The organism is Enterobacter sp. PTB, from assembly GCF_051130085.1.
GTDB lineage: Bacteria > Pseudomonadota > Gammaproteobacteria > Enterobacterales > Enterobacteriaceae > Enterobacter > Enterobacter ludwigii.
This window is the reverse complement of the sequence record NZ_JBDKEE010000009.1, coordinates 185,782-209,753: the sequence shown is the minus strand read 5'-3', so window position 1 is coordinate 209,753 and position 23,972 is coordinate 185,782. Positions and strand designations below refer to the sequence as shown.

Genomic DNA, 23,972 nt, shown 5'->3' with positions numbered 1-23,972 from the left:
CATAGTCGGCGTGGCCTGGGCAGTCTACGTGTGCGTAGTGGCGAGTCGGGGTGTCATATTCAACGTGAGAAGTGTTGATGGTGATACCACGCGCTTTTTCTTCTGGTGCGTTATCGATCTGGTCGAATGCACGAGCAGCACCGCCGTAGGTTTTAGCCAGAACGGTAGTGATTGCAGCGGTCAGGGTAGTTTTACCATGGTCAACGTGGCCGATAGTACCAACGTTGACGTGCGGTTTTGTACGTTCAAATTTTTCTTTAGACACGGCTATATTCCTTACTATAGTGCTCTCCCCTTCGGAGAGAGCACGGGACTTAGGTTTTAATCCTGTGGATTACTTACCACGGGCTTCGATAACGGCCTGAGCAACGTTGTTAGGCGCATCATCATACTTCAGGAATTCCATGGTGTATGATGCACGACCTTTGGTCAGAGAACGCAGCTGAGTTGCATATCCGAACATTTCAGACAGCGGAACTTCAGCATGGATCTTAACGCCAGTTACTTCGGATTCCTGACCGCGCAGCATACCGCGACGACGGCTCAAGTCACCGATAACGTCACCGGTGTTCTCTTCAGGAGTCTCTACTTCAACCTTCATGATTGGCTCAAGCAGAACTGGTTTTGCTTTCTTAAAGCCTTCTTTAAAGGCAATAGACGCAGCCAGTTTAAACGCCAGTTCAGAGGAGTCAACGTCGTGGTAAGAACCGAAGTGCAGACGGACACCCATGTCAACAACCGGATAGCCAGCCAGAGGGCCCGCTTTCAGCTGTTCCTGGATACCTTTATCAACGGCTGGGATGTATTCGCCAGGAATTACACCACCTTTGATGTCGTTGATGAACTCGTAACCTTTAGGGTTAGAGCCCGGCTCCAGTGGGTACATGTCGATCACAACGTGACCGTACTGACCGCGACCACCAGACTGCTTAGCGTGTTTACCTTCAACATCGGTAACTTTCGCACGAATCGCTTCGCGGTAAGCAACCTGAGGTTTACCCACGTTCGCTTCAACGTTGAATTCACGCTTCATACGGTCAACGATGATGTCCAGGTGCAGTTCACCCATACCAGCGATGATGGTCTGGTTAGATTCTTCATCAGTCCATACGCGGAATGATGGGTCTTCTTTCGCCAGACGGCCCAGAGCCAGACCCATTTTTTCCTGGTCAGCTTTGGTTTTTGGTTCAACCGCGATGGAGATTACCGGCTCAGGGAATTCCATACGCTCCAGAATGATCGGGTGATCCGGGTCACACAGGGTGTCACCAGTAGTCACGTCTTTCAGACCGATTGCTGCAGCGATGTCGCCCGCACGAACTTCTTTGATCTCTTCACGTTTGTTAGCGTGCATCTGTACGATACGGCCAAAACGTTCACGCGCCGTTTTCACGGAGTTCAGGATGGTGTCACCGGAGTTAACCACACCAGAGTAAACGCGGAAGAAGGTCAGGTTACCCACGAATGGGTCGGTAGCAATTTTGAACGCCAGTGCAGAGAACGGCTCTTCGTCGCTTGCGTGACGTTCAGCCGGAGTATCTTTACCGTCGTCCAGGATGCCGTTGATCGCAGGAACGTCAACCGGGGATGGCAGGTAATCAATTACCGCATCCAGCATCGCCTGAACACCTTTGTTCTTGAATGCAGAACCACAGGTTACCAGGATGATCTCGTTGTTCAGAACACGCTGACGCAGAGCTTTTTTGATCTCTTCTTCAGTCAGTTCTTCACCACCCAGGTATTTCTCCATCAGCTCTTCAGAAGCTTCAGCAGCGGATTCGATCAGGTTCTGGTGCCATTCGTCAGCCAGGTCCTGCATCTCAGCTGGGATATCTTCGTATTCGAAGGTAACGCCCTGGTCTGCATCGTTCCAGTTGATGGCTTTCATTTTCACCAGGTCGATAACGCCGGTGAAGCCTTCTTCAGCACCAATTGCCAGCTGCAGCGGAACAGGGTTCGCGCCCAGACGGGATTTGATCTGACCAACAACTTTCAGGAAGTTAGCACCCATACGGTCCATTTTGTTAACGAACGCGATGCGTGGAACTTTATATTTGTTCGCCTGACGCCATACGGTCTCAGACTGTGGCTGAACACCACCAACTGCGCAATAAACCATTACCGCGCCGTCAAGAACACGCATGGAACGTTCTACTTCGATGGTGAAGTCAACGTGCCCTGGGGTGTCGATGATGTTAACGCGATGCGGTTCGTACTGCTTAGCCATACCTGACCAGAATGCAGTAGTCGCTGCGGAGGTGATAGTAATACCACGCTCCTGCTCCTGTTCCATCCAGTCCATGGTGGCTGCGCCGTCATGAACTTCACCGATTTTATGGTTTACACCGGTGTAGAACAGAATACGTTCGGTAGTAGTGGTCTTACCGGCGTCGATGTGCGCACTGATACCAATGTTACGGTAACGTGCGATGGGTGTTGTACGAGCCATTTGATTCCTCGTTTGTTTCTTTAGGCGTTCAGTTAAGTAACCCAGGACGGGCAGCTTCGCTGAAGCGCCCGCCTGGTGACTAATACTCCGAAGGGATTACCAACGGTAGTGTGCGAACGCCTTGTTGGCTTCTGCCATACGGTGAACGTCTTCACGTTTCTTAACTGCAGTACCTTTGTTTTCTGCAGCATCAGAAAGTTCGTTCGCCAGACGCAGAGCCATGGATTTATCACCGCGTTTACGAGCAGCTTCAACGATCCAACGCATTGCCAGAGCATTACGACGAACCGGACGAACTTCAACTGGAACCTGATAAGTAGAACCACCAACGCGGCGAGACTTAACTTCTACAGTCGGGCGCACGTTGTCGAGAGCGACTTCGAAAGCTTCCAGTTCATTTTTACCAGAGCGCTGAGCCAGGGTCTCCAGCGCGCTGTATACGATTGCTTCTGCAGTAGATTTTTTACCATCTACCATCAGGATATTTACAAATTTTGCCAGCAGTTCTGATCCGAATTTCGGATCTGGAAGAATTTTACGCTGACCAATGACGCGACGACGTGGCATGGGAATACTCCGTTGTTAATTCAGGATTGTCCAAAACTCTACGAGTTTAGTTTGACATTAAGATAAATCAGTTTGGCCTTACTTAACGGAGAACCATTAAGCCTTAGGACGCTTCACGCCGTACTTGGAGCGAGCCTGCTTACGGTCTTTAACACCTGAGCAGTCCAGCGCACCACGAACGGTGTGGTAACGAACACCCGGAAGGTCTTTAACACGACCGCCACGGATCAGGATCACGGAGTGCTCCTGCAGGTTGTGACCTTCACCACCGATGTAGGAAGTCACTTCGAAACCGTTAGTCAAACGCACACGGCATACTTTACGCAGTGCGGAGTTTGGTTTTTTAGGAGTGGTGGTATATACACGAGTACATACGCCACGTTTCTGCGGGCAGGCTTCCAGTGCAGGCACGTTGCTTTTTGCAACTTTGCGCGCACGTGGTTTGCGTACCAGCTGGTTAACTGTTGCCATTAAATAGCTCCTGGTTTTAGCTTTTGCTTCGTAAACACGTAATAAAACGACCTCATACAATATGAGGACGCGAAATTTTAGGGCTACGTCGAAAAGGTGTCAAGAAATATACAGCGATCTCGGATCACCAGTTCATTTGACTGGCGTGCGTCACAGTAAGATTGACGAAATCAGTATAGCCAACCACGTCAATTTTGGCTGAAATTTGACCAGAAAGACCTCGCGCCTCAAGATCGTCTTTCAGCGCAGAGACGGATATGGGGGCATTGCTGAGAATTTCAACGAAACGACTCCCTTCAAGCGCAGCCAGTACGCCATCCTGAATCAGCAGCAGGTCATCACCTTCGCGCAGCATGCTCAGTAATGCGTCGATATCACAATGCCACGGTGAACGGCTCAGGGTATGGAGCATGTCAGCCTCAGAAATTCAGAACAGTGTCGTAATGGGAAAGTTGGTCGCGCAGCGCGTCGGCCGGGAGGAGTGTTACATCCAGCACGAAAGACGTCTTATCGCTCAGACCGCGCGCAGCAAGAGAATCAGCGCAGACAAAAAAGGTTTCAATGTCGTAAAGCGGCAGCACTTTAAAGGTCGCGATGTAATCCCGCGCCAGAATAGCCTGCGGCTGCTGGCCTGCCAGAAGCTGAAACACGCCATCCCCTAAAAAGAAGACACCGATGTCTTCGGTCAGTGCTGATGTTGCGAGCAACGCATCCAGCCCTTCTCTGCCGGACGCACTACCGTGCGGAGCAGATGAAAAAACAAACGCCACGCGTTTCATCAGAATTGCACCACTCTGTCGCAGGTTAACGCAGCCTGTGCCAGTGCGCCCAGACCGCTCAACGAAAACCCCGGCTGCAGGTTGGCCCCTGGCAAGCCAAGACGTTCAGCTTCGGTGGCATCGGTCACGCCGCGACGCAGGGCTGCCGCCACGCAGATATGCAGCGCAACCCCCCTTGTCTCGTTCAGCGTCTGCCAGGCGCGCACCAGATCAAATTCATCGCTGGCCGGTGAGGTAAACTGGTTGGCGTTATACACCCCTTCCCGATAAAAGAAGACGCTCACCAGCTCATGTCCGGCAGCCAGTAACGCATGCGCAAACTGCAGCGCGCTGCTGGCCTGCTGAGTACCATACGCCGGGCCTGTCACCATCAGCGAAAAACGCATTACTTGTCTTGCCCCTGGAAATCACCGCTTTTGAACTGGCGGATGTACAGGTAGACCGTATGCTTGGAAATGTTCAGGCGATCGGCCACCTGGTTAATGGCGTCTTTGATGTCAAAAATCCCTTTCTCATAGAGATTCAGCACGATCTGACGATTCTTGGCGTTGTTCGATACGTTGCGATCGGCATTCACCTCTTCGATAGTGAACTCAAGCGTCTGCGTCACCAGATCTTCAACCGAGGAGGCAAAGTTAACTGAGGAGCCAACGTCCGGCGTTTCAGGCGGTATGAAAGTGCTCATGATTTGCGAGAACGGCACATCAAGGTTCATGTTGATGCACAACAGACCGATCACGCGATGCTCGCGATTTCGAATCGCGATGGTTTCTGATTTCATCAGTACGCCGCTTTTGGCGCGGGTGAAATAACATTTGGAGACGCTGCTGTCCGCGCCGGTCATGTCATGCAGCATACGCAATGCAAGGTCGGTGATTGGCGAACCAATTTTACGGCCAGTATGCTCACCATTAGCAATGCGGATGGCGGAACACTTAAGATCTTGCAGGGAGTGCAATACGATTTCGCAGTGGGACCCAATGAGCATCGCTAACCCGTCCACTACCGCCTCGTAGGATTTCAGAATATCGAAGTCGGTCTGGTCGAAAGGACGTTGATCCAGTAAATCAAGTTCACTGGTTTCGTTGGTTAAAAGCGACCTGGACATGAAAAAAACACTCCTTTTCAGGAGCCTGTCGTTAGGTTTTCAGGGCAGGCTCATTATCTACACGGACAACTAAATTAATACAGCGTGCATAACGCTTTCCAGTGTTAATTATATCTGCCCCACAATAAAAAAAACCGCCGCCTTAAAGGCGGCGGTTTTCATTCCATTACTTCTTCGCGTCTGTCGCAGCTTTCTGTTCTGCCTGCGCTTCTGGTTTCGCATCAGCTTTCGGTGCTGGCTTGATGTCCAGCAGCTCTACGTCAAAGACCAGGGTAGAGTTAGCAGGGATACCTGGAACGCCGGTTTTGCCATATGCCAGATCCGGTGGAATAACCAGTTTGATCTTGCCACCTTTCTTGATGTTTTTCAGACCTTCAGTCCAGCCTGGGATCACACCATCCAGACGGAAGGAGAGAGGCTCACCACGGGTGTAAGAGTTATCGAACTCTTTACCGTCGATCAGCGTACCTTTGTAGTTAACCACGACAGTATCGCTGTCTTTAGGCGCGTCACCGGTACCTTCTTTCTCAACTTTGTACACCAGACCCGTAGAGGAGGTTTTCACGCCCTTCTCTTTAGCAAAGGTATCGCGGTAGGCTTTGCCTTTCGCTTCGTTGTCTTTTGCATCCGCTTCCATCTTAGTCTGAGCGGCACCTTTCACACGTGCTTCGAACGCCTGCAGAGTCTGTTCAATTTCCTGGTCAGACAGTTTGCTCTTATCTGCAAATGCGTCCTGAACGCCCGCGATCAGCTGAGCTTTGTCCAGTTTAATGCCCAGTTTCTCTTGTTCTTTCAGAGAGTTTTCCATGTAACGACCCAGAGATGCGCCAAGTGCGTAGGCGGATTTCTGGTCGTCATTTTTGAACGCCGCTTTGCTGTCTGCAGTTGCAGCAGGCTTCGCAGCAGTATCAGCAGCGAAGGACAGCGGCGCGTTCAGCGCAACAGCCATCGTCGTCGCCAGCAGCGTTACTTTAAACAGTGATTTCATCCATATCTCCAGGGCCTGGGGACTCTCACCCCAGCGTTAAACGTAAATGAGTTACGTACTATAAAACGTTGCGGAAGAAATCTACAGACAGACTCTCCCGATTCTCGCCACTTTTCAGACTATTTTTGTTTAAATAAGTTTCTTGCCAAGGGGATAGATACTGAACTTAAGGATAAACTCAGTTAAACTTCGCCGCCGCTGGCCGATTGTGGTTAATGAGATACAACGAGGTGAATGATGAAGGACACAATGTTAGAAGCGAGAATGGCTGAGCTGGAAAGCCGCCTGGCTTTTCAGGACATCACCATCGAAGAGCTAAACCAGACCGTGACCGCACATGAACTGGAAATGGCGAAACTGCGGGATCTCATGCGCCTGCTGACGGACAAACTGAAGGCCACACAGCCGTCACATATTGCCTCTCAGTCAGAAGAGACGCCACCACCTCATTATTGAGGCGTAAAAAAAGCGGGATTATTATCCCGCTTTTTTATTTTCCGCATAACGGAATTAGTGGCAACCGCAGCCGCCGTTACCGCAACCACCTTTACCGTGGTCGTGACCATGGTCGTGATCGTGGCCGTGACCACCACAGCAGCCGTCGTGGCCGTGATCGTGGTCATGGTCGTGACCGTGCGCACCGTGAACGTGGCCATGAGCCAGCTCTTCTTCGGTCGCTTCACGGATCGCAACAACTTCTACGTTGAATTTCAGGTTCTGGCCAGCCAGCATGTGGTTGCCGTCAACCACAACGTGGTCGTCTTCCACTTCAGTGATTTCAACAGGAACCGGACCCTGGTCAGTTTCCGCCAGGAAGCGCATGCCAACCTGCAGTTCGTCAACGCCCATGAACACGTCTTTAGGAACGCGCTGCACCAGGTTGTCGTCGTACTGACCGTAAGCGTCGTTCGCGCCAACAGCAACGTCGAATTTGTCGCCAACGTCGTGACCTTCCAGCGCGTTTTCCAGGCCGGAAATCAGGGAACCGTGACCATGCAGGTAGTCAAGCGGCGCACTCACCGGAGACTCATCAACCAACACACCGTCTTCTGTACGTACCTGATAGGCCAGGCTGACCACCAGGTCTTTTGCTACTTTCATGATATCTCCTGAGCAAGGGAAAATTGCTGGCGCAGATTGTAGCGGAAATCTGCACCCGTGTACCCTTTAGCTTAAAAAAACTCAGGGCATATCGCTAGTCCGGATGAAAAATCCCGATAACTTGCTCTTCTTTGCGAACATGATCGCGGGCTTCTTTATCCGCCTCGCGCATCTGATGACCGCACTTAACACACTCTACGACATCAATATTATTTTCCCGCCACATCGCCAGCGTATCTTGCGCCTGGCAGCTCGGGCATTTTGCGCCCGCAATAAAGCGTTTACGTACAGCCATCTTTCGTTACCCTTTATTCAAATTCATCCCAGCCATCGAGCTGGCGTCGTTCCTGTTGCATCTCTCGCTGGAAAATCTCTTCCAGCTCCCGACGCGCTTCCCGCACGCGGGAGATCTGCGCCGTATCAGAGTGTACCGGCATTAATTCGCGCAGCATTCGCATGTCCAGCCGGCGAAAATGCATCTGGGCCCGCTGAGCCTGATGAGGATGCATGCCCAGCGAAATCAGCGCTTTACGTCCCAACTCCAGCGCACTGGAAAATGTCTCACGGGAGAAGTGCTTCACACCTGCCTGCAGCAGTTCGTGCGCTTCAACACGTCCACGCGCACGCGCCAGAATATGCAGATGCGGGAAATGCTGCTGGCACAGTTCCACCAGCTTCATCGTATCTTCCGGATCGTTGCAGGTAATCACGATGGATTCTGCCGCTTCTGCTCCCGCTGAACGCAACAGTTCGAGCTGGGTCGCGTCGCCGTAGTAAACCTTGTAGCCGTATTTACGCATCAGGTTCACCGCGCTGATATCGCGCTCCAGCACCGTGATGCGCATTTTGTTCGCCATCAGCAGACGTCCAATCACCTGCCCAAAGCGGCCAAAGCCCACCACAATCACCTGCGGCTTATCATCCTCCACCCACGGCATCTCATCTTCATCCTCTGTCGGATTTAAACGCCGTGAGAGCAGCTTATCCACCAGCCTGATGAGCAGCGGGGTGGTCATCATCGACAGCGTGACCGTCACCAGCAACAGCGCCATCTGATCGTCTTTAAACAGCTTCTGGGAGGAAGCGGTGGAGAACAGCACGAACGCGAACTCTCCGCCCTGACTTAAGACGCTGGCAAACTGCATGCGCTCGGAACTGCGCAGCCCGTATATCCGTGCCATGACGTACAGCACCAGCGTTTTTACCGCCACCAGCACAACGACGCTCATCACCACCCACAGCAGATGGGTATAGAGCACGCCCAGGTTGAGCGCCATTCCCACCGAAATAAAGAACAACCCTAACAGCAGCCCTTTAAACGGATCGATAGCCGTTTCCAGTTCGTGACGATATTCGCTTTCAGCAAGGAGCACCCCGGCGATAAACGTACCGAGCGCCATCGACAGCCCCAGCGCGTCCATAAACAATGCCGAGCCCAGCACCAGCAGCAGCGTCGCGGCAGTAAACACCTCGCGCACGCCAGAGGCGGCAATAAAACGAAACACCGGCCGCAGCAGGAAACGCCCGCCAATCAGCATGCCGGCGAAGGCCAGCACCTTCATGGAGATTTTGACCCAGTCAAAATGATCGTCACCGGAGCCTGCCAGTAACGGCACCAGTGCCAGCGCCGGGATCACGGCCAGGTCCTGAAACAGCAGTACCGAAAAGCCCAGCTGTCCTGCCTCGTTGCGGTTCATCCCTTTGTCACGCATTAACTGCAGCGCCATCGCTGTCGACGACATCGCAAGACCTATTCCGCCGATCACCGCCGCCTGCCACGAGAAGTTGGTCAGCATTAACAGCCCGGCCAGAATCGCGGCACTGAACAAGACCTGCGCCGCCCCCACGCCAAATATTGATCGCCGGAGCTGCCACAGTTTTGACGGGTTCAGTTCGAGGCCAATGATGAACATCAGGAACACTACGCCCAGTTCAGAGAAGTGGAGAATTTCATCCACATCGCTGATGAATCCCAGCCCCCAGGGGCCAATGGCGATCCCGGCCAGCAGGTAGCCCAGCACCGCGCCAATGCCCAGCCGGGCGGCCAGCGGAACCGCCACCACTGCGGCAAATAAAAACAGCACGCCGGCCAGGAGTAAATTCGATCCTTCCATTAGCGACCTCCCGCCGATATCGGTGATGCAAGCCAATCGCCATACGCTCTGGCGTGGCTCGCCAGCGCTTCAGGCTTCTGGCGACGCGCCCAGTAGACAATAATCGGGCTCATCCAGTGCATGCGGCACATCGCAGCCGTCAGCTCAAACGGCCGCAGGATATCACTCATGGGATAACGGTTAAGACCGTCGTGGCGGTAAGCGCTCTCTGGCTCACCGGTCGTAATGACACTGCGCCAGTACTTTCCCGCCAGCTGGTTGCCCCCCACCCCGCTGGAGAACCCCCGGCTCAGCACACGGTCCAGCCACTCTTTCAGCAGTGCCGGACAGCTGTAGGTATAAAGCGGATGCTGGAACACAATCACGTCATGCTGACGCAGCAGTTCCTGCTCGTAAGGAATATCAATAAAGAAATCAGGATAGTGCGCGTAGAGATCGTGCACCGTCACATTGCTGAGCTGAGTAGCCGGCTTAAGCAGAACCCGGTTTGCCACCGAGTCCTGAGATTCCGGATGGGCATACAGCAGCAGCACTTTCGCTGTCTGAGACATCACTCCCCTCCCGGTTCTGTTTCTGTTTTTGTGTATCGTCGTTGTTTTGGGCTACCATGGCGGCCCGGTGCGGAAAATGGCCCACACCTTACATTATCATAATGACAAATTAACATAGTCGGAACATACGGCGCTTCTATGATTGTTTTCTCCTCGTTACAAATTCGCCGCGGCGTGCGCGTCCTGCTGGATAACGCCTCCGCCACCATCAATCCCGGTCAAAAAGTGGGTCTGGTCGGCAAAAACGGCTGCGGAAAATCGACCCTGCTTGCGCTGCTGAAAAACGAGATTAGCGCTGACGGCGGTAACTTTACCTATCCGGGTAACTGGCAGCTTGCCTGGGTAAATCAGGAGACGCCTGCCCTGAGCGAACCCGCTCTCGACTATGTTATCGACGGCGATCGTGAATACCGTAAGCTGGAAGCTGAACTGAACGCCGCCAACGAGCGAAATGACGGTCATGCTATCGCCACCGTCCACGGTAAGCTGGACGCCATCGACGCATGGACCATTCGCTCCCGCGCCTCCAGCCTGCTGCACGGTCTGGGTTTCAGCAACGAACAGCTTGAACGCCCCGTCAGCGACTTCTCCGGCGGCTGGCGTATGCGCCTTAACCTGGCGCAGGCACTGATTTGCCGTTCCGACCTGCTGCTGCTTGATGAACCCACTAACCACCTCGATCTCGATGCGGTTATTTGGCTGGAGAAGTGGCTCAAGAGCTATCAGGGCACTCTGATTCTGATCTCCCACGACCGCGACTTCCTCGACCCGGTGGTGGATAAAATCATTCATATCGAACAGCAAAGCCTGTTTGAATACACCGGCAACTACAGCTCATTCGAGCGCCAGCGCGCGACGCGCCTTGCTCAACAGCAGGCGATGTACGAAAGCCAGCAGCAGCGCGTGGCGCATCTGCAAAGCTTTGTTGACCGCTTCAAGGCAAAAGCGTCTAAAGCCAAGCAGGCCCAGAGCCGCATCAAGATGCTGGAACGCATGGAGATGATCGCCCCGGCGCACGTCGATAACCCGTTCCACTTCAGTTTTCGCGAGCCCGAGAGCCTGCCGAACCCACTGCTGAAGATGGAAAAGGTGAGCGCTGGCTACGGCGATCGCATTATTCTCGACTCCATCAAGCTCAACCTGGTGCCGGGTTCACGTATTGGTCTGCTGGGGCGTAACGGCGCCGGTAAATCGACGCTGATAAAACTGCTGGCGGGCGAGCTTAACCCGGTCAGCGGCGAGATCGGCCTGGCAAAAGGCATTAAGCTTGGCTACTTCGCCCAGCATCAGCTGGAATTCTTACGCGCGGATGAATCGCCCATCCAACACCTCGCGCGACTGGCGCCGCAGGAGATGGAGCAGAAGCTGCGCGATTACCTTGGCGGCTTTGGCTTCCAGGGCGATAAAGTCACCGAAAACACCGAACGTTTCTCCGGCGGCGAAAAAGCGCGTCTGGTGCTGGCGCTCATCGTCTGGCAACGCCCGAACCTGCTGCTGCTCGATGAACCTACAAACCACCTCGATCTCGACATGCGTCAGGCGCTGACCGAAGCGTTAATTGAGTTTGAAGGCGCGCTGGTTGTCGTCTCGCACGATCGTCACCTGATCCGCTCCACAACGGACGATCTCTATTTAGTGCACGATGGCAAAGTCGAGCCGTTCGATGGCGATCTGGAAGACTATCAGCAGTGGCTAACGGACGTGCAGAAGCAGGAAAACCAGCCGGACGACTCGTCGAAAGATAACGCCAACAGCGCCCAGGCGCGTAAAGACCAGAAGCGCCGTGAAGCGGAACTGCGTACTCAAACCCAGCCGCTGCGTAAAGAGATTGCCCGTCTCGAAAAGGAGATGGAGAAACTTAACGCTCTGCTGGCTACCGTTGAAGAGAAGCTGGGCGACAGCGGTCTGTATGACCAGAGCCGTAAGGCGGAACTGACCGACTGCCTGCAGACACAGGCGAAGACGAAATCCAGCCTCGAAGCATGCGAGATGGCGTGGCTGGACGCCCAGGAACAGCTGGAAGCCATGCTGCAGGCCGACTAAATCCCCGGGAGGGTTATGAGTTTCGATATCACGAGCGACATTACATTTCGTAAACTCAGCATCTTCATGACCTTTATGGAGAAGGGCAATATCGCCCGTACCGCCGAAGCGCTTGGCCTGAGCGGCGTTAGCGTGCACCGCGCGCTGCATACTCTCGAAGAAAATGTGCGCTGCCCGCTCTTTACGCATAAAGGTCGCAATCTCATTGCGCTGCCTTCGGCCTGGACGCTGCTGGAATATTGTCAGGAAGTGATGCAGGTAATGGCGCGCGGGCTGGAAGAAGCGCGCAAAACGGCCGGCGTTGGCCAGGGACGACTGCGCGTCGGCACGCTCTACTCGCTGACGCTGGAAACCGTGCCACGCCTGATTATGGGGATGAAACTGCGCCGTCCGGACCTGGAGATGGACCTGACGATGGGCTCTAACGAGACCCTGTTGCGTATGCTGGACGACGGTTTGCTCGACGCCATCCTCATCTCTATTTCCGAAAGCGATATCGACCGCAACAGTCTGGAAGTGCTCCCCCTGTTCCATGACGACATTTTTCTTGCCGCACCGGCCTCTGCCACGCTGAACACCAGCGGGCCTGCCGACTTACGTGATTACAAAGACCAGAAGTTTGTCGCGCTGTCGGAAGGGTTTGCCACCTACGCCGGGTTTCAGGAGGCGTTTCATATTGCCGGTTTCGAACCGGAAATCGTCACCCGCGTAAATGACATTTTCTCGATGCTGAGTCTGGTGCAGGCGGGCGTGGGCTTTACGCTCATGCCAGGCAGAATGAAGAAAGTGTATGAGAACTCAGTACAGCTACTGAAGCTGGCCCAGCCGTATCAAATGCAGCAGTTGATTGCCATTGTGTTTGCCCGCAACCGCGAGCAAGACCCCAGCCTGCGGGCACTGGCAGCCGAAGGGCGAATGTATGCCCGCAGTATCGCCACCGACCCTGCGCAGACCCTACCGCTGTAGCCGCTTAGCGAGGTGTACCGCCACGTCTACACCACTGCGCTCCAGCGAAACCGACTCCCCTTCCCAGGCCGCCTGACGCGTCAGGCAGGTCAGTACTCCGCCAGGTGGCATTTCAATCGCCAGCCGAGCTTCACGCTCGTTGGCAGAAATCACCGCTTCCTGCCAGCGCACCGTGCGCGCCATATTCATCGCCAGATCGTCCGCGATTTTCTCAGGCGTCCAGAGCACGCGTCCTGTGCTGCCGCTCAGGTAAGCACAGCGCGGGCGTGTGAGCGTGACGGATGTGAATGCCTCCACCAGCTTGTGCGCCGGCTCCGCCAACAGCTCGCAATGGGAAGGCACGCTGACGGTCAGCCGATGCGCCTTATTAGCCCCTTTTGCCAGCGCGCGTTTCGCCACCTGCGCCATCCCCTCATCGGTGCCGGCGATCACAATCTGCGTTTCCGCGTTCAGATTGGCGATATACGTCCCGGTGCCTTCCAGCAACGCTTCAACCTGAGGCAGGGTCAGCCCCATTATCGCGGTCAGGCCATAACCGTGCGGATAGGCTTGCTCCATGAGATCGCCACGCAGCGCGACCAGCTTCAGCGCGTCGGAAAATTCCAGCGCACCGGCAATGACCGCGGCCGGATACGCGCCAATAGACAGACCGCTGACGATATCCGGTGCCACGTCGCGTTGTTCAAGCTCACGCGCCCAGGCAACACCGGCAATTAACAACGAAAGCTGAACGGCTCGCGTGTGGGTTAACGCTGCCGCGGTATCCAGCGTATCGACTTCGCCACCCAATACCTCGCGGGCCTGCTCCAGCGTCGTGCCAGGCAGGTTTTGCAGCATACCGACATGCTGGGTGCCCTGCCCTGGAAAGGTAAACAGTATTTTCATCACTCCTCCCTGTGCCACGGGTCCGCCACCAGACGTGGCCCACGGCGGGTCTTCAGCAACGTTTTGCCGTCGCGCAGCCACTCCGTCAGCGCAAAGCCGCCTTCAGGGGTGTCGACCTGGGTGTCTGCCCGACATAACGCGCGGCTGAGCTGTGACGCCCAGACACGAAAAGCGTCAGCCGACAGAGGCTGAGGGGCTCGCACCAGCAGATCGAGATCGCTGTCGGCATGAATGACCGGGATACCGGTCGCCAGGGCGTAGCCCGTGCTGCCCGTAATTCCCCACGTCCACGGCCATGACTGCTGAGAAAGTTGCAATGCCACCTGAACCGGTGGCTGAGTCACAAACGGTGAACGCAGAAGATCGGCGGTCACGCTCAACGCCTCGGGTGAGATCACCCGCACGACGTTGTCTGGCTTCACCCAACCGGCCGCCCGCTGGTCGCGGCGTAAACCGCGTACGCCAACGGGAATACGGCCAGCGTTATCAACATCACGCCGCACGACCACCGGCAAACCGGTATGCCATACCGCATCCACCCAGTCGTCAGTGATGCCTTCCAGCGCGTCACACGCGTTAAGCCAGATGAGGTCGTGAGGGCGTAATGTTGTGGTCATGATTACATTCCTGAAGTCAGCGAGATAAACAGTGGCAGCGACAGGATACACAGTACCGAGCTTAACAGCAGCACCGCTTCCGCATCCGGAGACTGCACGCCAAAGCGGTTACCGAACACCACGCCGAAGAAACCGGCGGAGAGCGCAATCATCAGGATAGCGGTGATCGCCACGGAGCCGTGCAGACCGAAGATCAGAACGATACCCCAGGCAATCGCAGGCTGGATCAGCAGCTTGGCAACGGTTGAGGTAATCACCATGGTGTTGATCTGCAGCTTACGCGCAGAGAGGATCACCCCGGTCAGGAACAGCGCGGCAGCCGTTGCAGAAAGGCCCAGTGGCTTAATGGCGGCCAGAACAAGTTCAGGCATTTTGATGCCGATAGCAGACAAAATCACACCCAGCAGGGGACCCATCACAATCGGTTTTTTAATCGAGCGCCACATCAGCACCGGCAGCATCGAGAGCGTTGAACCGGAGTTATTGCCTTCGGCACGCGCTTTTTCACGTTCCAGAATCAGCAGGCAGAACGGCGTCATCAGTACCGAACCACAGGCGATAGAGACCGCCACGGACAGTGAGGTTGAAGAGCTTTCACCCAGCACGCTGCCCAGAATCGGCAAGCCAAGCGCGGCATAGTTTGGCAGCGCAACCGTCAGCGTAAGCACGGCGGCATCCTGTGGGGATTTTTTAAAGACGCTGGTCGCGAGGAAGTAAATGGCCGCGTAGGTTATCCACATCGCCAGGGTCAGCACCAGAATCAGCGGTGACTGGGCTACGATGCCGGTCCACGGGGTTTGCACCGTGGCGCTGAACAGCGCGGCAGGCAAAGCAAAATCCATAACGAAGATATTAAGCAGGGAGACATTTTTGTTATCGACCATTTTTGCCTTACCGGCCCAGAATCCCAGCAGCATGATGACGAAAATCGGTGCAAGAGCATGAACAATTACGTAAGTCATAATTCACCTGTAGTAAAAAAGTTTAAGCACTGGCGCGATGATTATTATTTTCAGGATGCAGGTTCCCGCGCGGACGTAACGGTTACGTCCGCGGGGAGTGCATCTGGCAGGTCTCTTTTTACTTACCAGCTTGCCCGCATGCGTTCGCGTACGAGGGCAGAGCTGCGGCGATTGTCAGCACCGAGACGGTTTTTCAGGGTGTTGTCCTGACGAGCGTCATGGATGGCCTGTTGCAGCGTGGTTTTTACCTGCGTCAGATCGTTTTCAGAAGGGGCATCCGGGTTGCTGATGTCCAGCAGGTTGGAAAGCAGCCCCAGTGTGGCGTAGTTGCTGATGTCATAGGCCATTGGCGGGATCGTTGCCGCCAGTTTTTCCAGCGCGTCCACGGTACGTAGCGTAATACGCGCCGCAGACTCTTTACCCATGGCATGGATCAGCACGCCTTTATCGTTAAAGGCAATCAGGCGGTTTGCCTGGTACCCGTGCGCCAGAAACGCGCCGGACATCGCTTTACCAACGATAAGTCCAATCACCGGATGGCCGGCCAGACGCGCGTTAGCATAGGCCGCCGCCGCGCCGGCCAACGCCTGGTGAATACCAAATGCCTCTTCACGACGGCCATAGGCCTGGCTTGGCACATCAATCACCGCCACGATCGGGCGCTTCACGGCGCTGTTGGCATCGGCGGCAACGGTTTCGCTCACCACTTTTGCCAGCGTCCAGCCTTCCAGCAGACCGACTTCCCCTTTCGCCGCGCGCGGGAAATGGTTGTTGGCATCCGGTACCACGGCAACAAAACGTACCGTTTCACCGTTAAGTTCACCATCGGCCGCCTGTACGGACGGGCATAACCCTTCCAGGCGTCTGGCGTTCGGCGCGAGCGTTTGCAGCCAGAGTTCGCCACGGCTTACTGAGTTAATCATCATTTCACCTCCCGGGCAAAGAGCGCTTTAATCTGTTCGGCATCGGCCTGTTTGCGGGTGTCGAAATTCGTCAGACGGTTCAGGTAATCGTCATAGTTATCGGTGCGATGTTTCGCAGGCACGCCTTTGGCAATCGCGTCGTTCATCGCCGCTTTCACCGCGTTCACGCCATCGCCAACCAGTGCATCCACCAAGCCGCTTTCATAGCGGACTTCGCCACCGGTCATGCTCCAGATAAACGGACGGTCGCGGGAGTCATACTCGTCAATCCCCGCTTCCTGCTCGATAACCTGAGGACCATTCAGACCGAGACGCGCTTCGCGGGTGACAATCAGGTAACTGCACAGTGCAGCAGCGATAGACATCCCACCGAAGCAGCCCACGGTCCCGGCCACAATCCCGACCACCGGGGTGTAACGGCGCAGGTCAACAATTGCCGCATGAATATCGGCAATGGCCGCCAGGCCCAGGTTGGCTTCCTGCAGACGCACGCCGCCGGTTTCGAGACACAGTACCGCCTGCGTCGGGATCCCGTTGCGGTTATCTTCTGCTGCCAGCTCCAGCGCCGCCGCCATTTTGGCGCCGGACACTTCGCCCATGCTGCCGCCCTGGAACGCACCTTCGATCGCCACCACTACCGCAGGCTGGCCGTTGAGGGTGCCTTTGGCGACCACCATGCCGTCATCGGCCTGAGGAACGATGCCCTGCGGCCCCAGCCACGGGGAGATAATGCCTTCAAAAGGATCCAGCAGTTCGCGATAGCTCCCGTCGTCCAGCAATGCCTGCGCACGCTGGCGAGCTTTTAATTCAATAAAACTCCGATCATCACGCATGGCTCACCCCTTCAAAAACCTGTTCGATACGAATGCGTGCCACCCCCGGCGTCGCGCCAAAGTCGTGGATCGTCAGTTTTCCTGCAGGCAGGCTGCTGACGGTGTGCAGGCGGTTGAACAACGCCTCCCAGCGACCGCGGCTGTTGTCGACGGACGTGGTGATATCAATGGTTAACGTCTGGCCCGGTTCGGCGGCAAACAGCACCTCCATATCCCCGGAACCAACAACCCCTGCGAGCGCTTTGCCGCTTAACGCGCGGCTCGCTGGCATGGTTAATGTGATTTTTTCCATAACATCCTCTTAATGCTTTGAATAAGGCGTTTCGATGCGATCGAGAAACAGCGTGGCGGCAAGCAGGTCGGCAGCTCCGCCCGGTGAGGCATTGAGTGCCAGCATGTGACGGTCCAATCTCGCCAGCGCCATCTGGCCTGCGGATGTCGCGCATCCTCCGGCGCTCAGCACCGCACGCGCACCGTTCTGCATGGCCTCCAGCCCCGCCATCCCGGCGCGCGACAGCACGCAGGTGTCGGTAAGCGACGTCATGATGGCCATTAGCGCATCGAGCCTTGCGTACGTTTCGCTGCTGCCGTTAAGACGGCTCAGACGAAGCTGCGGCAGAGCACGCTGCATCACGTGTGGAAATGCCTGCTGAGCCTCTTCACGTGCGCCCGGAACCCGGTAGCGGCGCGTGGCGCGTAGCCCTTTGCTGAACACTTTCGGCGCCGCGTCATCGGGCAGTTTCGCCAGCTGTGCCGCGGTATTCGCTACCGCCTGCGCGCTGGCATCGCCACCGAGCATCGCCACGGCACTGACCAGCAGCCCCAGCGCCCAAATCGCGCCGCGGTGGGTATTTACACCGTCGGTAGCCGCCATCATCTGCTGCTCACCTTCACGGCCGAGTCGCCCTATGGTTTGCCTGAGCGCAATATCCGCCGGACGCTGCCAGCTGTGTTGCGCCAACGCCTGAAACGTGGGGGTCAGGCTGCGCGCGGAACGCTCCATCAACGCGAGCGACAGATCGTGGTGCGCGCCGTTCCCCCGACTGTCCACCAGACCGGGTTTCGGGCTTAACTGTGCTTCGTCAATCAGACACTGCGTGGCGGTTCGCGCCAGCCATTCGGCACCGCCTTCAACCTGAATCTGGGGCAGAAGTTTCATTACCAGCTCCGGAATTTCGCAGGTGGGTTGTAAAGACCGCCAGACCATTCAACCAGGTCTGACACGCTGCCTGCTGCCAGCAGAGAACGGGTGGCATCGGTGCGGCGAATCCCCATATCTTCCGGGTAAACCACTTTGCCGCTCTGGCGCAACTGCGCCACGCGCTTGGCATCGACGCCCAGACCGATATCGGTGATCCCCGCGACGGCCGCAACCATCGCCCGGCGCTCTTCAAGACTTTCTGCGCGATAGAGGTAAGCAATCCCCTCTTCCGTCAGCACATGTGTCACGTCGTCGCCGTAGATCATGACCGGAGCCAGAGGCATCCCGGACGCTTTCGCAACGTCAACAGCATCGAGTTTTTCCACAAAGGTCGGTTTCACGCCTGCCTGGAAGGTTTCCACCATCTGGACGACGAGTTTTTTACCGCGCTGCATCGGATCAGGTTCGGTGATCATGTTCAGCCAGGCCGGGGTTGCATGACGACGACCATGCGGGTCATGGCCCATGTTTGGCGCACCGCCGAAACCAGAGAGACGACCACGGGTCACGGTTGAGGAGTTGGCATACCCGTCAACCTGCAGGGTTGAGCCGATGAACATATCAACGGCGTACTGGCCTGCCAGCTGACAGAAGGCGCGGTTGGAACGCATAGAGCCGTCGGCACCGGTAAAGAAGATATCCGGACGTGCACGAATGTACTCTTCCATCCCCAGCTCACCGCCGAAGCAGTGCACGCTTTCCACCCAGCCGCTTTCAATCGCCGGGATCAGGGTTGGGTGCGGGTTAAGGGTCCAGTGTTTACAGATTTTGCCTTTCAGGCCGAGCTGTTCACCGTAGGTCGGCAGCAGCAGTTCAATCGCCGCGGTATTGAAACCAATCCCGTGGTTCAGGGATTGCACCTGATGTTCCGCATAAATGCCCTTAATGGCCATCATCGCCATCAGGATATGTTCCTGTTTGATGAGACGCGGGTCGCGGGTAAACAGCGGTTCGATAAAGAACGGTTTGTCGGCCACCACCACGAAGTCAATCCAGGAGCCGGGAATATCAACGCGCGGCAGGTCGCATTCGTCGTCCACCAGCTCATTCACCTGTGCGATGACAATGCCGTCATGGAACGCGGCAGCTTCCACCAGCGCGGGGGTATCTTCGGTGCTTGCACCGGTATAAAGATTACCTTTTCGGTCCGCTTTAAAGCCGGCAATCAGCGCCACGTTTGGCGAGAGATCCACGTACAGACGTGAATAGAGCTCTATGTAGGTATGGATAGCGCCAATTTCGAGCTGACCATCTTCCAGCAGCTGCGAGATGCGCAGGCTCTGGGTACCGGAGAAGGAGAAGTCCAGCTTGCGGGCGATACCTTTCTCAAAGATATCCAGATGCTCGCTACGGCCCACGCTTGGCATAATCATGTGCAGGTCATGCACGATTTGCGGGTTCACTTCAGCCAGCGAGCGTGAAAGGAAATCGGCCTGCTTCTGGTTATTACCTTCCAGAACGACTTTGTCGCCAGGCGCGATCAGTTTTTCCAGCATGGCGACAAGATCGCCGGTTGGCAGTACCTTGCCCTGCACCGGTACGGAGGCCAGACGACGCGCTTTCTCGGTGCGTCGTGTGTTCCATTGCCGGGTGGGTGTTTGCCCAGATAACATTATTAACCTCCTGATTCAGCACATCATTCTGATTTGCTTAACGTTGAGTAAAGTGTGCGCTGTGGCGAGGAAGTCATCAATTAAGCGCAGGGCGGAATCATTAGCCTGAGAGTAATAATCAAGGTAAATATTTGTGATCGAGATCAGTTCATGTTTCGGAAAACCAGGCTAAACGGGGTACAATTCGGAAAGAACAGAAAATAACTGACAAGAATTAGCATCGCCGTTATGAGCCAAATCATTCCATCAGACTTCGACATCATCGCCGAAGACAGCACCGAGTTCGTGCCCATGCGCGGCGTGGCCAATTGCCATCTGCAGACCATGCTGCCGCGACTCATCCGCCGTAAGGTTCAGTTCACGCCGCACTGGCAACGGCTGGACTTACCGGACGGTGACTTTCTGGACCTGGCATGGAGCGAAGAGCCAGAACAGGCGCGCCACAAGCCGCGTCTGGTGGTTTTTCACGGTCTGGAAGGCAGTCTGCACAGCCCCTATGCACACGGGCTCATCCAGGCAGCCAAAGCGCGGGGCTGGCTCGGCGTGGTGATGCACTTTCGCGGCTGTAGCGGCGAACCGAATCGCCAGAAGCGCATCTATCACTCGGGTGAAACCGAAGACGGCACCTGGTTTTTACACTGGTTACGGGAAAACTTTGGTACCGTCCCGACAGCGGCCGTGGGCTACTCGCTGGGCGGCAATATGCTGGCGTGCCTGCTGGCAAAAGAGGGCGACACCGTGCCGCTGGATGCGGCCGTCATTGTCTCCGCGCCCTTTATGCTGGAGCAGTGCAGCTACCATATGGAGAAAGGCTTTTCCCGGGTCTATCAGCGTTACCTGCTCAACCTGCTGAAAGCCAACGCGGCGCGCAAGCTGAAGGCCTATCCGGATACGCTGCCGGTGAGCCTGCGTCAGTTGAAAAAGGTCCGTCGCATCCGCGAATTCGACGATCTGATCACCGCCAAAATTCACGGTTTTGCCGATGCGATTGACTACTATCGTCAGTGCAGCGCCATGCCGCTGCTCAGCAAGATCACGCAACCGACGCTTATTATTCATGCCAAAGATGACCCGTTTATGGATCATCACTCTATCCCCGCGCAGGAATTTTTGCCTGCCAACGTTCACTACCAGCTGACAGAGCATGGTGGTCACGTGGGGTTCATCGGTGGAACGTTGCGCCGCCCGAAAATGTGGCTGGAGTCGCGTATTCCTGACTGGCTTACCCCTTATCTGGACGGTGCAAAATGATTATTCCGTGGCAGGATCTCTCCCCCGAAACGCTCGATAATCTGATTGAAAGCTTTGTCTTGCGCGAAGGTACCGATTATGGTGAACATGAACGTTCGCTTGAGCAAAAGGTCAACGATGTGAAGCGCCAGCTCAAAAGCGGCGACGTGGTGCTGGTATGGTCTGAACTGCATGAGACGGTCAATATCATGCCCCGCAACGCGTTTCATGGCTGATCTTTAAACCTTTCCAGTCAGGGAGTTGCTATGTCTGCCAGACATCCGGTTATTGCCGTTACGGGTTCGAGTGGTGCGGGAACCACCACGACCAGCCTCGCTTTTCGTAAGATTTTCGCCCAACTGAATCTCCGTGCGGCGGAGGTCGAAGGCGATAGCTTTCACCGCTACACGCGCCCGGAGATGGATATGGCTATCCGCAAGGCGCGCGATCTGGGTAAACACATCAGCTACTTCGGCCCGGAGGCCAATGACTTCGGCCTGCTGGAGCAAACCTTTCAGGAGTACGGCCAGAGCGGCAAGGGGCAGTCACGCAAATATCTGCACACCTACGATGAAGCCGTTCCCTGGAACCAGGTGCCAGGCACCTTTACCCCCTGGCAACCGCTGCCGGAACCGACCGACGTCCTGTTTTACGAAGGGTTGCACGGTGGCGTGGTGACGCCGCAGCATGACGTGGCGCGTCACGTGGATCTGCTGGTTGGCGTGGTGCCCATCGTGAACCTTGAGTGGATCCAGAAGCTGACGCGTGACATCAGCGAGCGCGGCCATTCACGCGAGGCGGTGATGGATTCCGTCGTGCGCTCCATGGAAGACTACATTACTTACCTGACGCCGCAGTTCTCCCGCACGCATATCAACTTCCAGCGCGTACCGACAGTGGACACCTCTAACCCGTTCGCCGCCAAAAGTATCCCGTCGCTGGATGAGAGCTTTGTGGTTATCCACTTCCGCAATCTCGACGGCATTGATTACCCCTGGCTGCTGGCGATGCTGCAGGGCTCGTTTATTTCGCACATGAATACGTTAGTGGTTCCGGGCGGAAAAATGGGGCTGGCAATGGAATTAATTATGATGCCGCTGGTGCAGCGGTTGATAGAAGGGAAGAAAATCGCCTGATGATTTCCCTCTCCGCGTGGGAGAGGGTTTCGGTGAGGGCATCGGGGTGAACGATGCCCCCAATATCAGGCGTCGATCACTTCATACGAATGCGTAATTTTTACCGCTTTCTCGAGCATTAAGGCGACCGAGCAGTATTTCTCCGCTGAAAGATCGACCGCGCGTGAGACCGCCGCGTCTTTCAGTTCTTTCCCGCTGACGATGAAATGCAGGTTAATGTGGGTGAACAGGCGTGGTGCCTCTTCGCGGCGTTCTGAGGTGAGTTTTACTTCGCAGTCGGTCACATCGTGACGGCCTTTTTGCAGGATCGACACCACATCAATTGCGCTGCATCCACCTGCTGCCATCAGCACCATTTCCATTGGGCTTGGTGCTTTATCGCCGGAGTTACCATCCATCAAAATCTGGTGTCCTGAAGCGGACTCGCCCAGGAACGTTAAACCTTCAACCCATTTCACACGCGCTTGCATATTCACTCACTCCAACGTTGCATTTTTGGTGACAGATTACGCGTGCGTTACATTTCTCGCAATGGAAGGCGACCTGCGTCATGCTGAAGCGAGACACCAGGAGACACGCGGCGAAAGCTATGCTAAAACACTCAGGATGCTACAGTAATACATTGACGTTACACATGTATGCAGAGGACATCAAACTTTACTGGCTGCGAAACGTTACGATAGCCGACTTCCCAGGGTATGGGTAAGAATTCGATTGCAACCCCAGAGTCCGGATGCATCTTATGACTCTGGTGACAGCTTATAACAGAGGATAACAGCGCATGGTGCTTGGCAAACCGCAAACAGACCCGACTCTCGAATGGTTCTTGTCTCATTGCCACATTCATAAGTACCCATCGAAGAGCACGCTGATTCACCAGGGTGAAAAAGCGGAAACGTTGTATTACATCGTCAAAGGCTCGGTGGCAGTGCTGATCAAAGATGAAGAAGGGAAAGAGATGATCCTTTCTTATCTGAACCAGGGCGATTTCATCGGTGAACTGGGCCTGTTTGAAGAAGGCCAGGAACGTAGCGCCTGGGTTCGTGCAAAGACAGCATGTGAAGTGGCTGAAATTTCCTACAAGAAATTCCGTCAGTTGATTCAGGTTAACCCTGACATCCTGATGCGTCTTTCTTCGCAGATGGCGCGCCGTCTGCAGGTGACATCTGAGAAAGTGGGTAACCTCGCCTTCCTGGACGTGACCGGCCGTATCGCTCAGACCCTGCTGAATCTGGCGAAACAACCCGATGCGATGACTCACCCTGATGGCATGCAAATTAAAATTACCCGTCAGGAAATCGGTCAGATTGTCGGTTGCTCCCGTGAAACAGTGGGCCGTATTCTGAAAATGCTGGAAGATCAGAACCTGATCTCCGCACACGGTAAAACCATCGTGGTTTACGGAACGCGTTAATTCCGCTCAAACGGCGTGCCA

Annotated in this window: 29 protein-coding genes; 7 read left to right on the top strand and 22 right to left on the bottom strand. The window is 55.4% G+C overall.

Annotated features, from left to right (window positions below):
* The 9 genes from AAIR21_RS13855 to fkpA form a co-directional block, all read right to left on the bottom strand.
* Positions 1 to 265: GTP-binding protein (locus AAIR21_RS13855; RefSeq protein ID WP_000031675.1), on the bottom strand; the 265-nt coding region annotated here is incomplete at its 3' end.
* 69 nt (positions 266 to 334) lie between these two features.
* Entirely contained in the window at positions 335 to 2,449 is a 2,115-nt protein-coding gene (gene fusA, locus AAIR21_RS13850; RefSeq protein WP_014171904.1) for an elongation factor G, read from the bottom strand.
* 96 nt (positions 2,450 to 2,545) lie between these two features.
* The gene (gene rpsG / locus AAIR21_RS13845; protein WP_003861706.1) at positions 2,546 to 3,016 is read right to left on the bottom strand and encodes a 30S ribosomal protein S7; all 471 of its coding nucleotides are present in this window, start codon (positions 3,014 to 3,016) and stop codon (positions 2,546 to 2,548) included.
* 96 nt (positions 3,017 to 3,112) lie between these two features.
* A complete protein-coding gene (rpsL, locus tag AAIR21_RS13840; RefSeq protein ID WP_000246815.1) occupies positions 3,113 to 3,487 on the bottom strand; it encodes a 30S ribosomal protein S12 in 375 nt (124 codons plus the stop codon).
* A gap of 124 nt (positions 3,488 to 3,611) precedes the next feature.
* The gene (tusB, locus tag AAIR21_RS13835) at positions 3,612 to 3,899 is read right to left on the bottom strand and encodes a sulfurtransferase complex subunit TusB (protein ID WP_014171906.1); all 288 of its coding nucleotides are present in this window, start codon (positions 3,897 to 3,899) and stop codon (positions 3,612 to 3,614) included.
* A gap of 7 nt (positions 3,900 to 3,906) precedes the next feature.
* Complete coding sequence (gene tusC, locus AAIR21_RS13830) at positions 3,907 to 4,266, bottom strand: sulfurtransferase complex subunit TusC (RefSeq protein ID WP_014171907.1); 360 nt, start codon at positions 4,264 to 4,266, stop codon at positions 3,907 to 3,909.
* Positions 4,266 to 4,652 (bottom strand): sulfurtransferase complex subunit TusD, encoded by a 387-nt coding sequence (gene tusD, locus AAIR21_RS13825; RefSeq protein WP_014171908.1) that lies wholly within the window; start codon positions 4,650 to 4,652, stop codon positions 4,266 to 4,268. The genes tusC and tusD overlap by 1 nt, the downstream gene beginning before the upstream one ends.
* Positions 4,652 to 5,374 (bottom strand): helix-turn-helix transcriptional regulator, encoded by a 723-nt coding sequence (locus tag AAIR21_RS13820; protein ID WP_014171909.1) that lies wholly within the window; start codon positions 5,372 to 5,374, stop codon positions 4,652 to 4,654. Before AAIR21_RS13820 ends, tusD begins: the two co-directional genes overlap by 1 nt.
* 166 nt (positions 5,375 to 5,540) lie before the next feature.
* Positions 5,541 to 6,362 carry an FKBP-type peptidyl-prolyl cis-trans isomerase gene (gene fkpA, locus AAIR21_RS13815; protein ID WP_014171910.1) on the bottom strand — a complete coding sequence of 274 codons (822 nt, stop codon included), beginning with the start codon at positions 6,360 to 6,362 and terminating at the stop codon, positions 5,541 to 5,543.
* A 237-nt stretch (positions 6,363 to 6,599) separates the two neighbouring features.
* On the opposite strand from fkpA, the gene AAIR21_RS13810 reads away from it, so the two are divergent.
* Complete coding sequence (locus AAIR21_RS13810) at positions 6,600 to 6,818, top strand: protein SlyX (RefSeq protein ID WP_020884603.1); 219 nt, start codon at positions 6,600 to 6,602, stop codon at positions 6,816 to 6,818.
* Positions 6,819 to 6,872: 54 nt separating this feature from the next.
* Here AAIR21_RS13810 and slyD read toward each other — a convergent pair whose 3' ends face one another.
* The 4 genes from slyD to kefG all read right to left on the bottom strand — a co-directional run bounded on the left by slyD (position 6,873) and on the right by kefG (position 10,128).
* Entirely contained in the window at positions 6,873 to 7,463 is a 591-nt protein-coding gene (gene slyD, locus AAIR21_RS13805; protein WP_014171912.1) for a peptidylprolyl isomerase, read from the bottom strand.
* A 94-nt stretch (positions 7,464 to 7,557) separates the two neighbouring features.
* A complete protein-coding gene (locus AAIR21_RS13800) occupies positions 7,558 to 7,758 on the bottom strand; it encodes a YheV family putative zinc ribbon protein (protein WP_013099038.1) in 201 nt (66 codons plus the stop codon).
* 13 nt (positions 7,759 to 7,771) lie between these two features.
* Positions 7,772 to 9,577 carry a glutathione-regulated potassium-efflux system protein KefB gene (kefB, locus tag AAIR21_RS13795; protein ID WP_020884602.1) on the bottom strand — a complete coding sequence of 602 codons (1,806 nt, stop codon included), beginning with the start codon at positions 9,575 to 9,577 and terminating at the stop codon, positions 7,772 to 7,774.
* Positions 9,577 to 10,128, bottom strand: a complete 552-nt coding sequence (gene kefG / locus AAIR21_RS13790; protein WP_020884601.1) for a glutathione-regulated potassium-efflux system ancillary protein KefG — start codon at positions 10,126 to 10,128, stop codon at positions 9,577 to 9,579. Before kefG ends, kefB begins: the two co-directional genes overlap by 1 nt.
* A gap of 138 nt (positions 10,129 to 10,266) precedes the next feature.
* Here kefG and AAIR21_RS13785 point away from each other — a divergent pair, with 138 nt between their 5' ends.
* A complete protein-coding gene (locus AAIR21_RS13785) occupies positions 10,267 to 12,171 on the top strand; it encodes an ABC transporter ATP-binding protein (protein ID WP_020884600.1) in 1,905 nt (634 codons plus the stop codon).
* A gap of 15 nt (positions 12,172 to 12,186) precedes the next feature.
* Positions 12,187 to 13,137 (top strand): LysR family transcriptional regulator, encoded by a 951-nt coding sequence (locus AAIR21_RS13780; RefSeq protein ID WP_014171916.1) that lies wholly within the window; start codon positions 12,187 to 12,189, stop codon positions 13,135 to 13,137.
* On the opposite strand, the gene mdcH is transcribed toward AAIR21_RS13780, so the two are convergent.
* The 8 genes from mdcH to mdcA all read right to left on the bottom strand — a co-directional run bounded on the left by mdcH (position 13,126) and on the right by mdcA (position 20,171).
* Positions 13,126 to 14,022: a malonate decarboxylase subunit epsilon gene (gene mdcH / locus AAIR21_RS13775; RefSeq protein WP_134180027.1), complete on the bottom strand. Its 897-nt coding sequence runs from the start codon at positions 14,020 to 14,022 to the stop codon at positions 13,126 to 13,128. The two genes, AAIR21_RS13780 and mdcH, sit on opposite strands and share 12 nt — an antisense overlap.
* A complete protein-coding gene (locus AAIR21_RS13770; RefSeq protein ID WP_134180029.1) occupies positions 14,022 to 14,639 on the bottom strand; it encodes a malonate decarboxylase holo-ACP synthase in 618 nt (205 codons plus the stop codon). Before AAIR21_RS13770 ends, mdcH begins: the two co-directional genes overlap by 1 nt.
* Positions 14,640 to 14,641: 2 nt before the next feature.
* Positions 14,642 to 15,601 (bottom strand): AEC family transporter, encoded by a 960-nt coding sequence (locus AAIR21_RS13765; protein ID WP_014171919.1) that lies wholly within the window; start codon positions 15,599 to 15,601, stop codon positions 14,642 to 14,644.
* 122 nt (positions 15,602 to 15,723) lie between these two features.
* Complete coding sequence (gene mdcE / locus AAIR21_RS13760) at positions 15,724 to 16,524, bottom strand: biotin-independent malonate decarboxylase subunit gamma (RefSeq protein WP_434681280.1); 801 nt, start codon at positions 16,522 to 16,524, stop codon at positions 15,724 to 15,726.
* Complete coding sequence (locus AAIR21_RS13755) at positions 16,524 to 17,357, bottom strand: biotin-independent malonate decarboxylase subunit beta (RefSeq protein WP_047954760.1); 834 nt, start codon at positions 17,355 to 17,357, stop codon at positions 16,524 to 16,526. Before AAIR21_RS13755 ends, mdcE begins: the two co-directional genes overlap by 1 nt.
* Complete coding sequence (gene mdcC / locus AAIR21_RS13750; RefSeq protein WP_020884595.1) at positions 17,350 to 17,649, bottom strand: malonate decarboxylase acyl carrier protein; 300 nt, start codon at positions 17,647 to 17,649, stop codon at positions 17,350 to 17,352. Before mdcC ends, AAIR21_RS13755 begins: the two co-directional genes overlap by 8 nt.
* A gap of 9 nt (positions 17,650 to 17,658) precedes the next feature.
* Positions 17,659 to 18,516, bottom strand: a complete 858-nt coding sequence (locus AAIR21_RS13745) for a triphosphoribosyl-dephospho-CoA synthase (RefSeq protein ID WP_020884594.1) — start codon at positions 18,514 to 18,516, stop codon at positions 17,659 to 17,661.
* Positions 18,516 to 20,171: a malonate decarboxylase subunit alpha gene (mdcA, locus tag AAIR21_RS13740; protein ID WP_014171924.1), complete on the bottom strand. Its 1,656-nt coding sequence runs from the start codon at positions 20,169 to 20,171 to the stop codon at positions 18,516 to 18,518. Before mdcA ends, AAIR21_RS13745 begins: the two co-directional genes overlap by 1 nt.
* Before the next feature lie 228 nt (positions 20,172 to 20,399).
* Here mdcA and AAIR21_RS13735 point away from each other — a divergent pair, with 228 nt between their 5' ends.
* The 3 genes from AAIR21_RS13735 to AAIR21_RS13725 are packed head-to-tail and all read left to right on the top strand — an operon-like array spanning position 20,400 to position 22,537.
* Positions 20,400 to 21,422 carry a hydrolase gene (locus AAIR21_RS13735; protein ID WP_014171925.1) on the top strand — a complete coding sequence of 341 codons (1,023 nt, stop codon included), beginning with the start codon at positions 20,400 to 20,402 and terminating at the stop codon, positions 21,420 to 21,422.
* A complete protein-coding gene (locus AAIR21_RS13730; RefSeq protein WP_003861664.1) occupies positions 21,419 to 21,637 on the top strand; it encodes a YheU family protein in 219 nt (72 codons plus the stop codon). The genes AAIR21_RS13735 and AAIR21_RS13730 overlap by 4 nt, the downstream gene beginning before the upstream one ends.
* A gap of 30 nt (positions 21,638 to 21,667) precedes the next feature.
* The gene (locus AAIR21_RS13725) at positions 21,668 to 22,537 is read left to right on the top strand and encodes a phosphoribulokinase (RefSeq protein WP_014171927.1); all 870 of its coding nucleotides are present in this window, start codon (positions 21,668 to 21,670) and stop codon (positions 22,535 to 22,537) included.
* A gap of 65 nt (positions 22,538 to 22,602) precedes the next feature.
* Here AAIR21_RS13725 and AAIR21_RS13720 read toward each other — a convergent pair whose 3' ends face one another.
* A complete protein-coding gene (locus tag AAIR21_RS13720) occupies positions 22,603 to 23,007 on the bottom strand; it encodes an OsmC family protein (protein ID WP_025202873.1) in 405 nt (134 codons plus the stop codon).
* Positions 23,008 to 23,318: 311 nt separating this feature from the next.
* On the opposite strand from AAIR21_RS13720, the gene crp reads away from it, so the two are divergent.
* The gene (gene crp, locus AAIR21_RS13715; RefSeq protein WP_000242758.1) at positions 23,319 to 23,951 is read left to right on the top strand and encodes a cAMP-activated global transcriptional regulator CRP; all 633 of its coding nucleotides are present in this window, start codon (positions 23,319 to 23,321) and stop codon (positions 23,949 to 23,951) included.
* The last annotated feature ends 21 nt before the right edge of the window (positions 23,952 to 23,972 follow it).

Bases quoted from the DNA above. Each gene is read 5' to 3' on its own strand.
- fusA (WP_014171904.1), bottom strand. From the start codon at position 2,449: ATGGCTCGTACAACACCCATCGCACGTTACCGTAACATTGGTATCAGT.
- rpsG (WP_003861706.1), bottom strand. From the start codon at position 3,016: ATGCCACGTCGTCGCGTCATTGGTCAGCGTAAAATTCTTCCAGATCCG.
- rpsL (WP_000246815.1), bottom strand. From the start codon at position 3,487: ATGGCAACAGTTAACCAGCTGGTACGCAAACCACGTGCGCGCAAAGTT.
- tusB (WP_014171906.1), bottom strand. From the start codon at position 3,899: ATGCTCCATACCCTGAGCCGTTCACCGTGGCATTGTGATATCGACGCA.
- tusC (WP_014171907.1), bottom strand. From the start codon at position 4,266: ATGAAACGCGTGGCGTTTGTTTTTTCATCTGCTCCGCACGGTAGTGCG.
- tusD (WP_014171908.1), bottom strand. From the start codon at position 4,652: ATGCGTTTTTCGCTGATGGTGACAGGCCCGGCGTATGGTACTCAGCAG.
- AAIR21_RS13820 (WP_014171909.1), bottom strand. From the start codon at position 5,374: ATGTCCAGGTCGCTTTTAACCAACGAAACCAGTGAACTTGATTTACTG.
- fkpA (WP_014171910.1), bottom strand. From the start codon at position 6,362: ATGAAATCACTGTTTAAAGTAACGCTGCTGGCGACGACGATGGCTGTT.
- AAIR21_RS13810 (WP_020884603.1), top strand. From the start codon at position 6,600: ATGAAGGACACAATGTTAGAAGCGAGAATGGCTGAGCTGGAAAGCCGC.
- slyD (WP_014171912.1), bottom strand. From the start codon at position 7,463: ATGAAAGTAGCAAAAGACCTGGTGGTCAGCCTGGCCTATCAGGTACGT.
- AAIR21_RS13800 (WP_013099038.1), bottom strand. From the start codon at position 7,758: ATGGCTGTACGTAAACGCTTTATTGCGGGCGCAAAATGCCCGAGCTGC.
- kefB (WP_020884602.1), bottom strand. From the start codon at position 9,577: ATGGAAGGATCGAATTTACTCCTGGCCGGCGTGCTGTTTTTATTTGCC.
- kefG (WP_020884601.1), bottom strand. From the start codon at position 10,128: ATGTCTCAGACAGCGAAAGTGCTGCTGCTGTATGCCCATCCGGAATCT.
- AAIR21_RS13785 (WP_020884600.1), top strand. From the start codon at position 10,267: ATGATTGTTTTCTCCTCGTTACAAATTCGCCGCGGCGTGCGCGTCCTG.
- AAIR21_RS13780 (WP_014171916.1), top strand. From the start codon at position 12,187: ATGAGTTTCGATATCACGAGCGACATTACATTTCGTAAACTCAGCATC.
- mdcH (WP_134180027.1), bottom strand. From the start codon at position 14,022: ATGAAAATACTGTTTACCTTTCCAGGGCAGGGCACCCAGCATGTCGGT.
- AAIR21_RS13770 (WP_134180029.1), bottom strand. From the start codon at position 14,639: ATGACCACAACATTACGCCCTCACGACCTCATCTGGCTTAACGCGTGT.
- AAIR21_RS13765 (WP_014171919.1), bottom strand. From the start codon at position 15,601: ATGACTTACGTAATTGTTCATGCTCTTGCACCGATTTTCGTCATCATG.
- mdcE (WP_434681280.1), bottom strand. From the start codon at position 16,524: ATGATTAACTCAGTAAGCCGTGGCGAACTCTGGCTGCAAACGCTCGCG.
- AAIR21_RS13755 (WP_047954760.1), bottom strand. From the start codon at position 17,357: ATGCGTGATGATCGGAGTTTTATTGAATTAAAAGCTCGCCAGCGTGCG.
- mdcC (WP_020884595.1), bottom strand. From the start codon at position 17,649: ATGGAAAAAATCACATTAACCATGCCAGCGAGCCGCGCGTTAAGCGGC.
- AAIR21_RS13745 (WP_020884594.1), bottom strand. From the start codon at position 18,516: ATGAAACTTCTGCCCCAGATTCAGGTTGAAGGCGGTGCCGAATGGCTG.
- mdcA (WP_014171924.1), bottom strand. From the start codon at position 20,171: ATGTTATCTGGGCAAACACCCACCCGGCAATGGAACACACGACGCACC.
- AAIR21_RS13735 (WP_014171925.1), top strand. From the start codon at position 20,400: ATGAGCCAAATCATTCCATCAGACTTCGACATCATCGCCGAAGACAGC.
- AAIR21_RS13730 (WP_003861664.1), top strand. From the start codon at position 21,419: ATGATTATTCCGTGGCAGGATCTCTCCCCCGAAACGCTCGATAATCTG.
- AAIR21_RS13725 (WP_014171927.1), top strand. From the start codon at position 21,668: ATGTCTGCCAGACATCCGGTTATTGCCGTTACGGGTTCGAGTGGTGCG.
- AAIR21_RS13720 (WP_025202873.1), bottom strand. From the start codon at position 23,007: ATGCAAGCGCGTGTGAAATGGGTTGAAGGTTTAACGTTCCTGGGCGAG.
- crp (WP_000242758.1), top strand. From the start codon at position 23,319: ATGGTGCTTGGCAAACCGCAAACAGACCCGACTCTCGAATGGTTCTTG.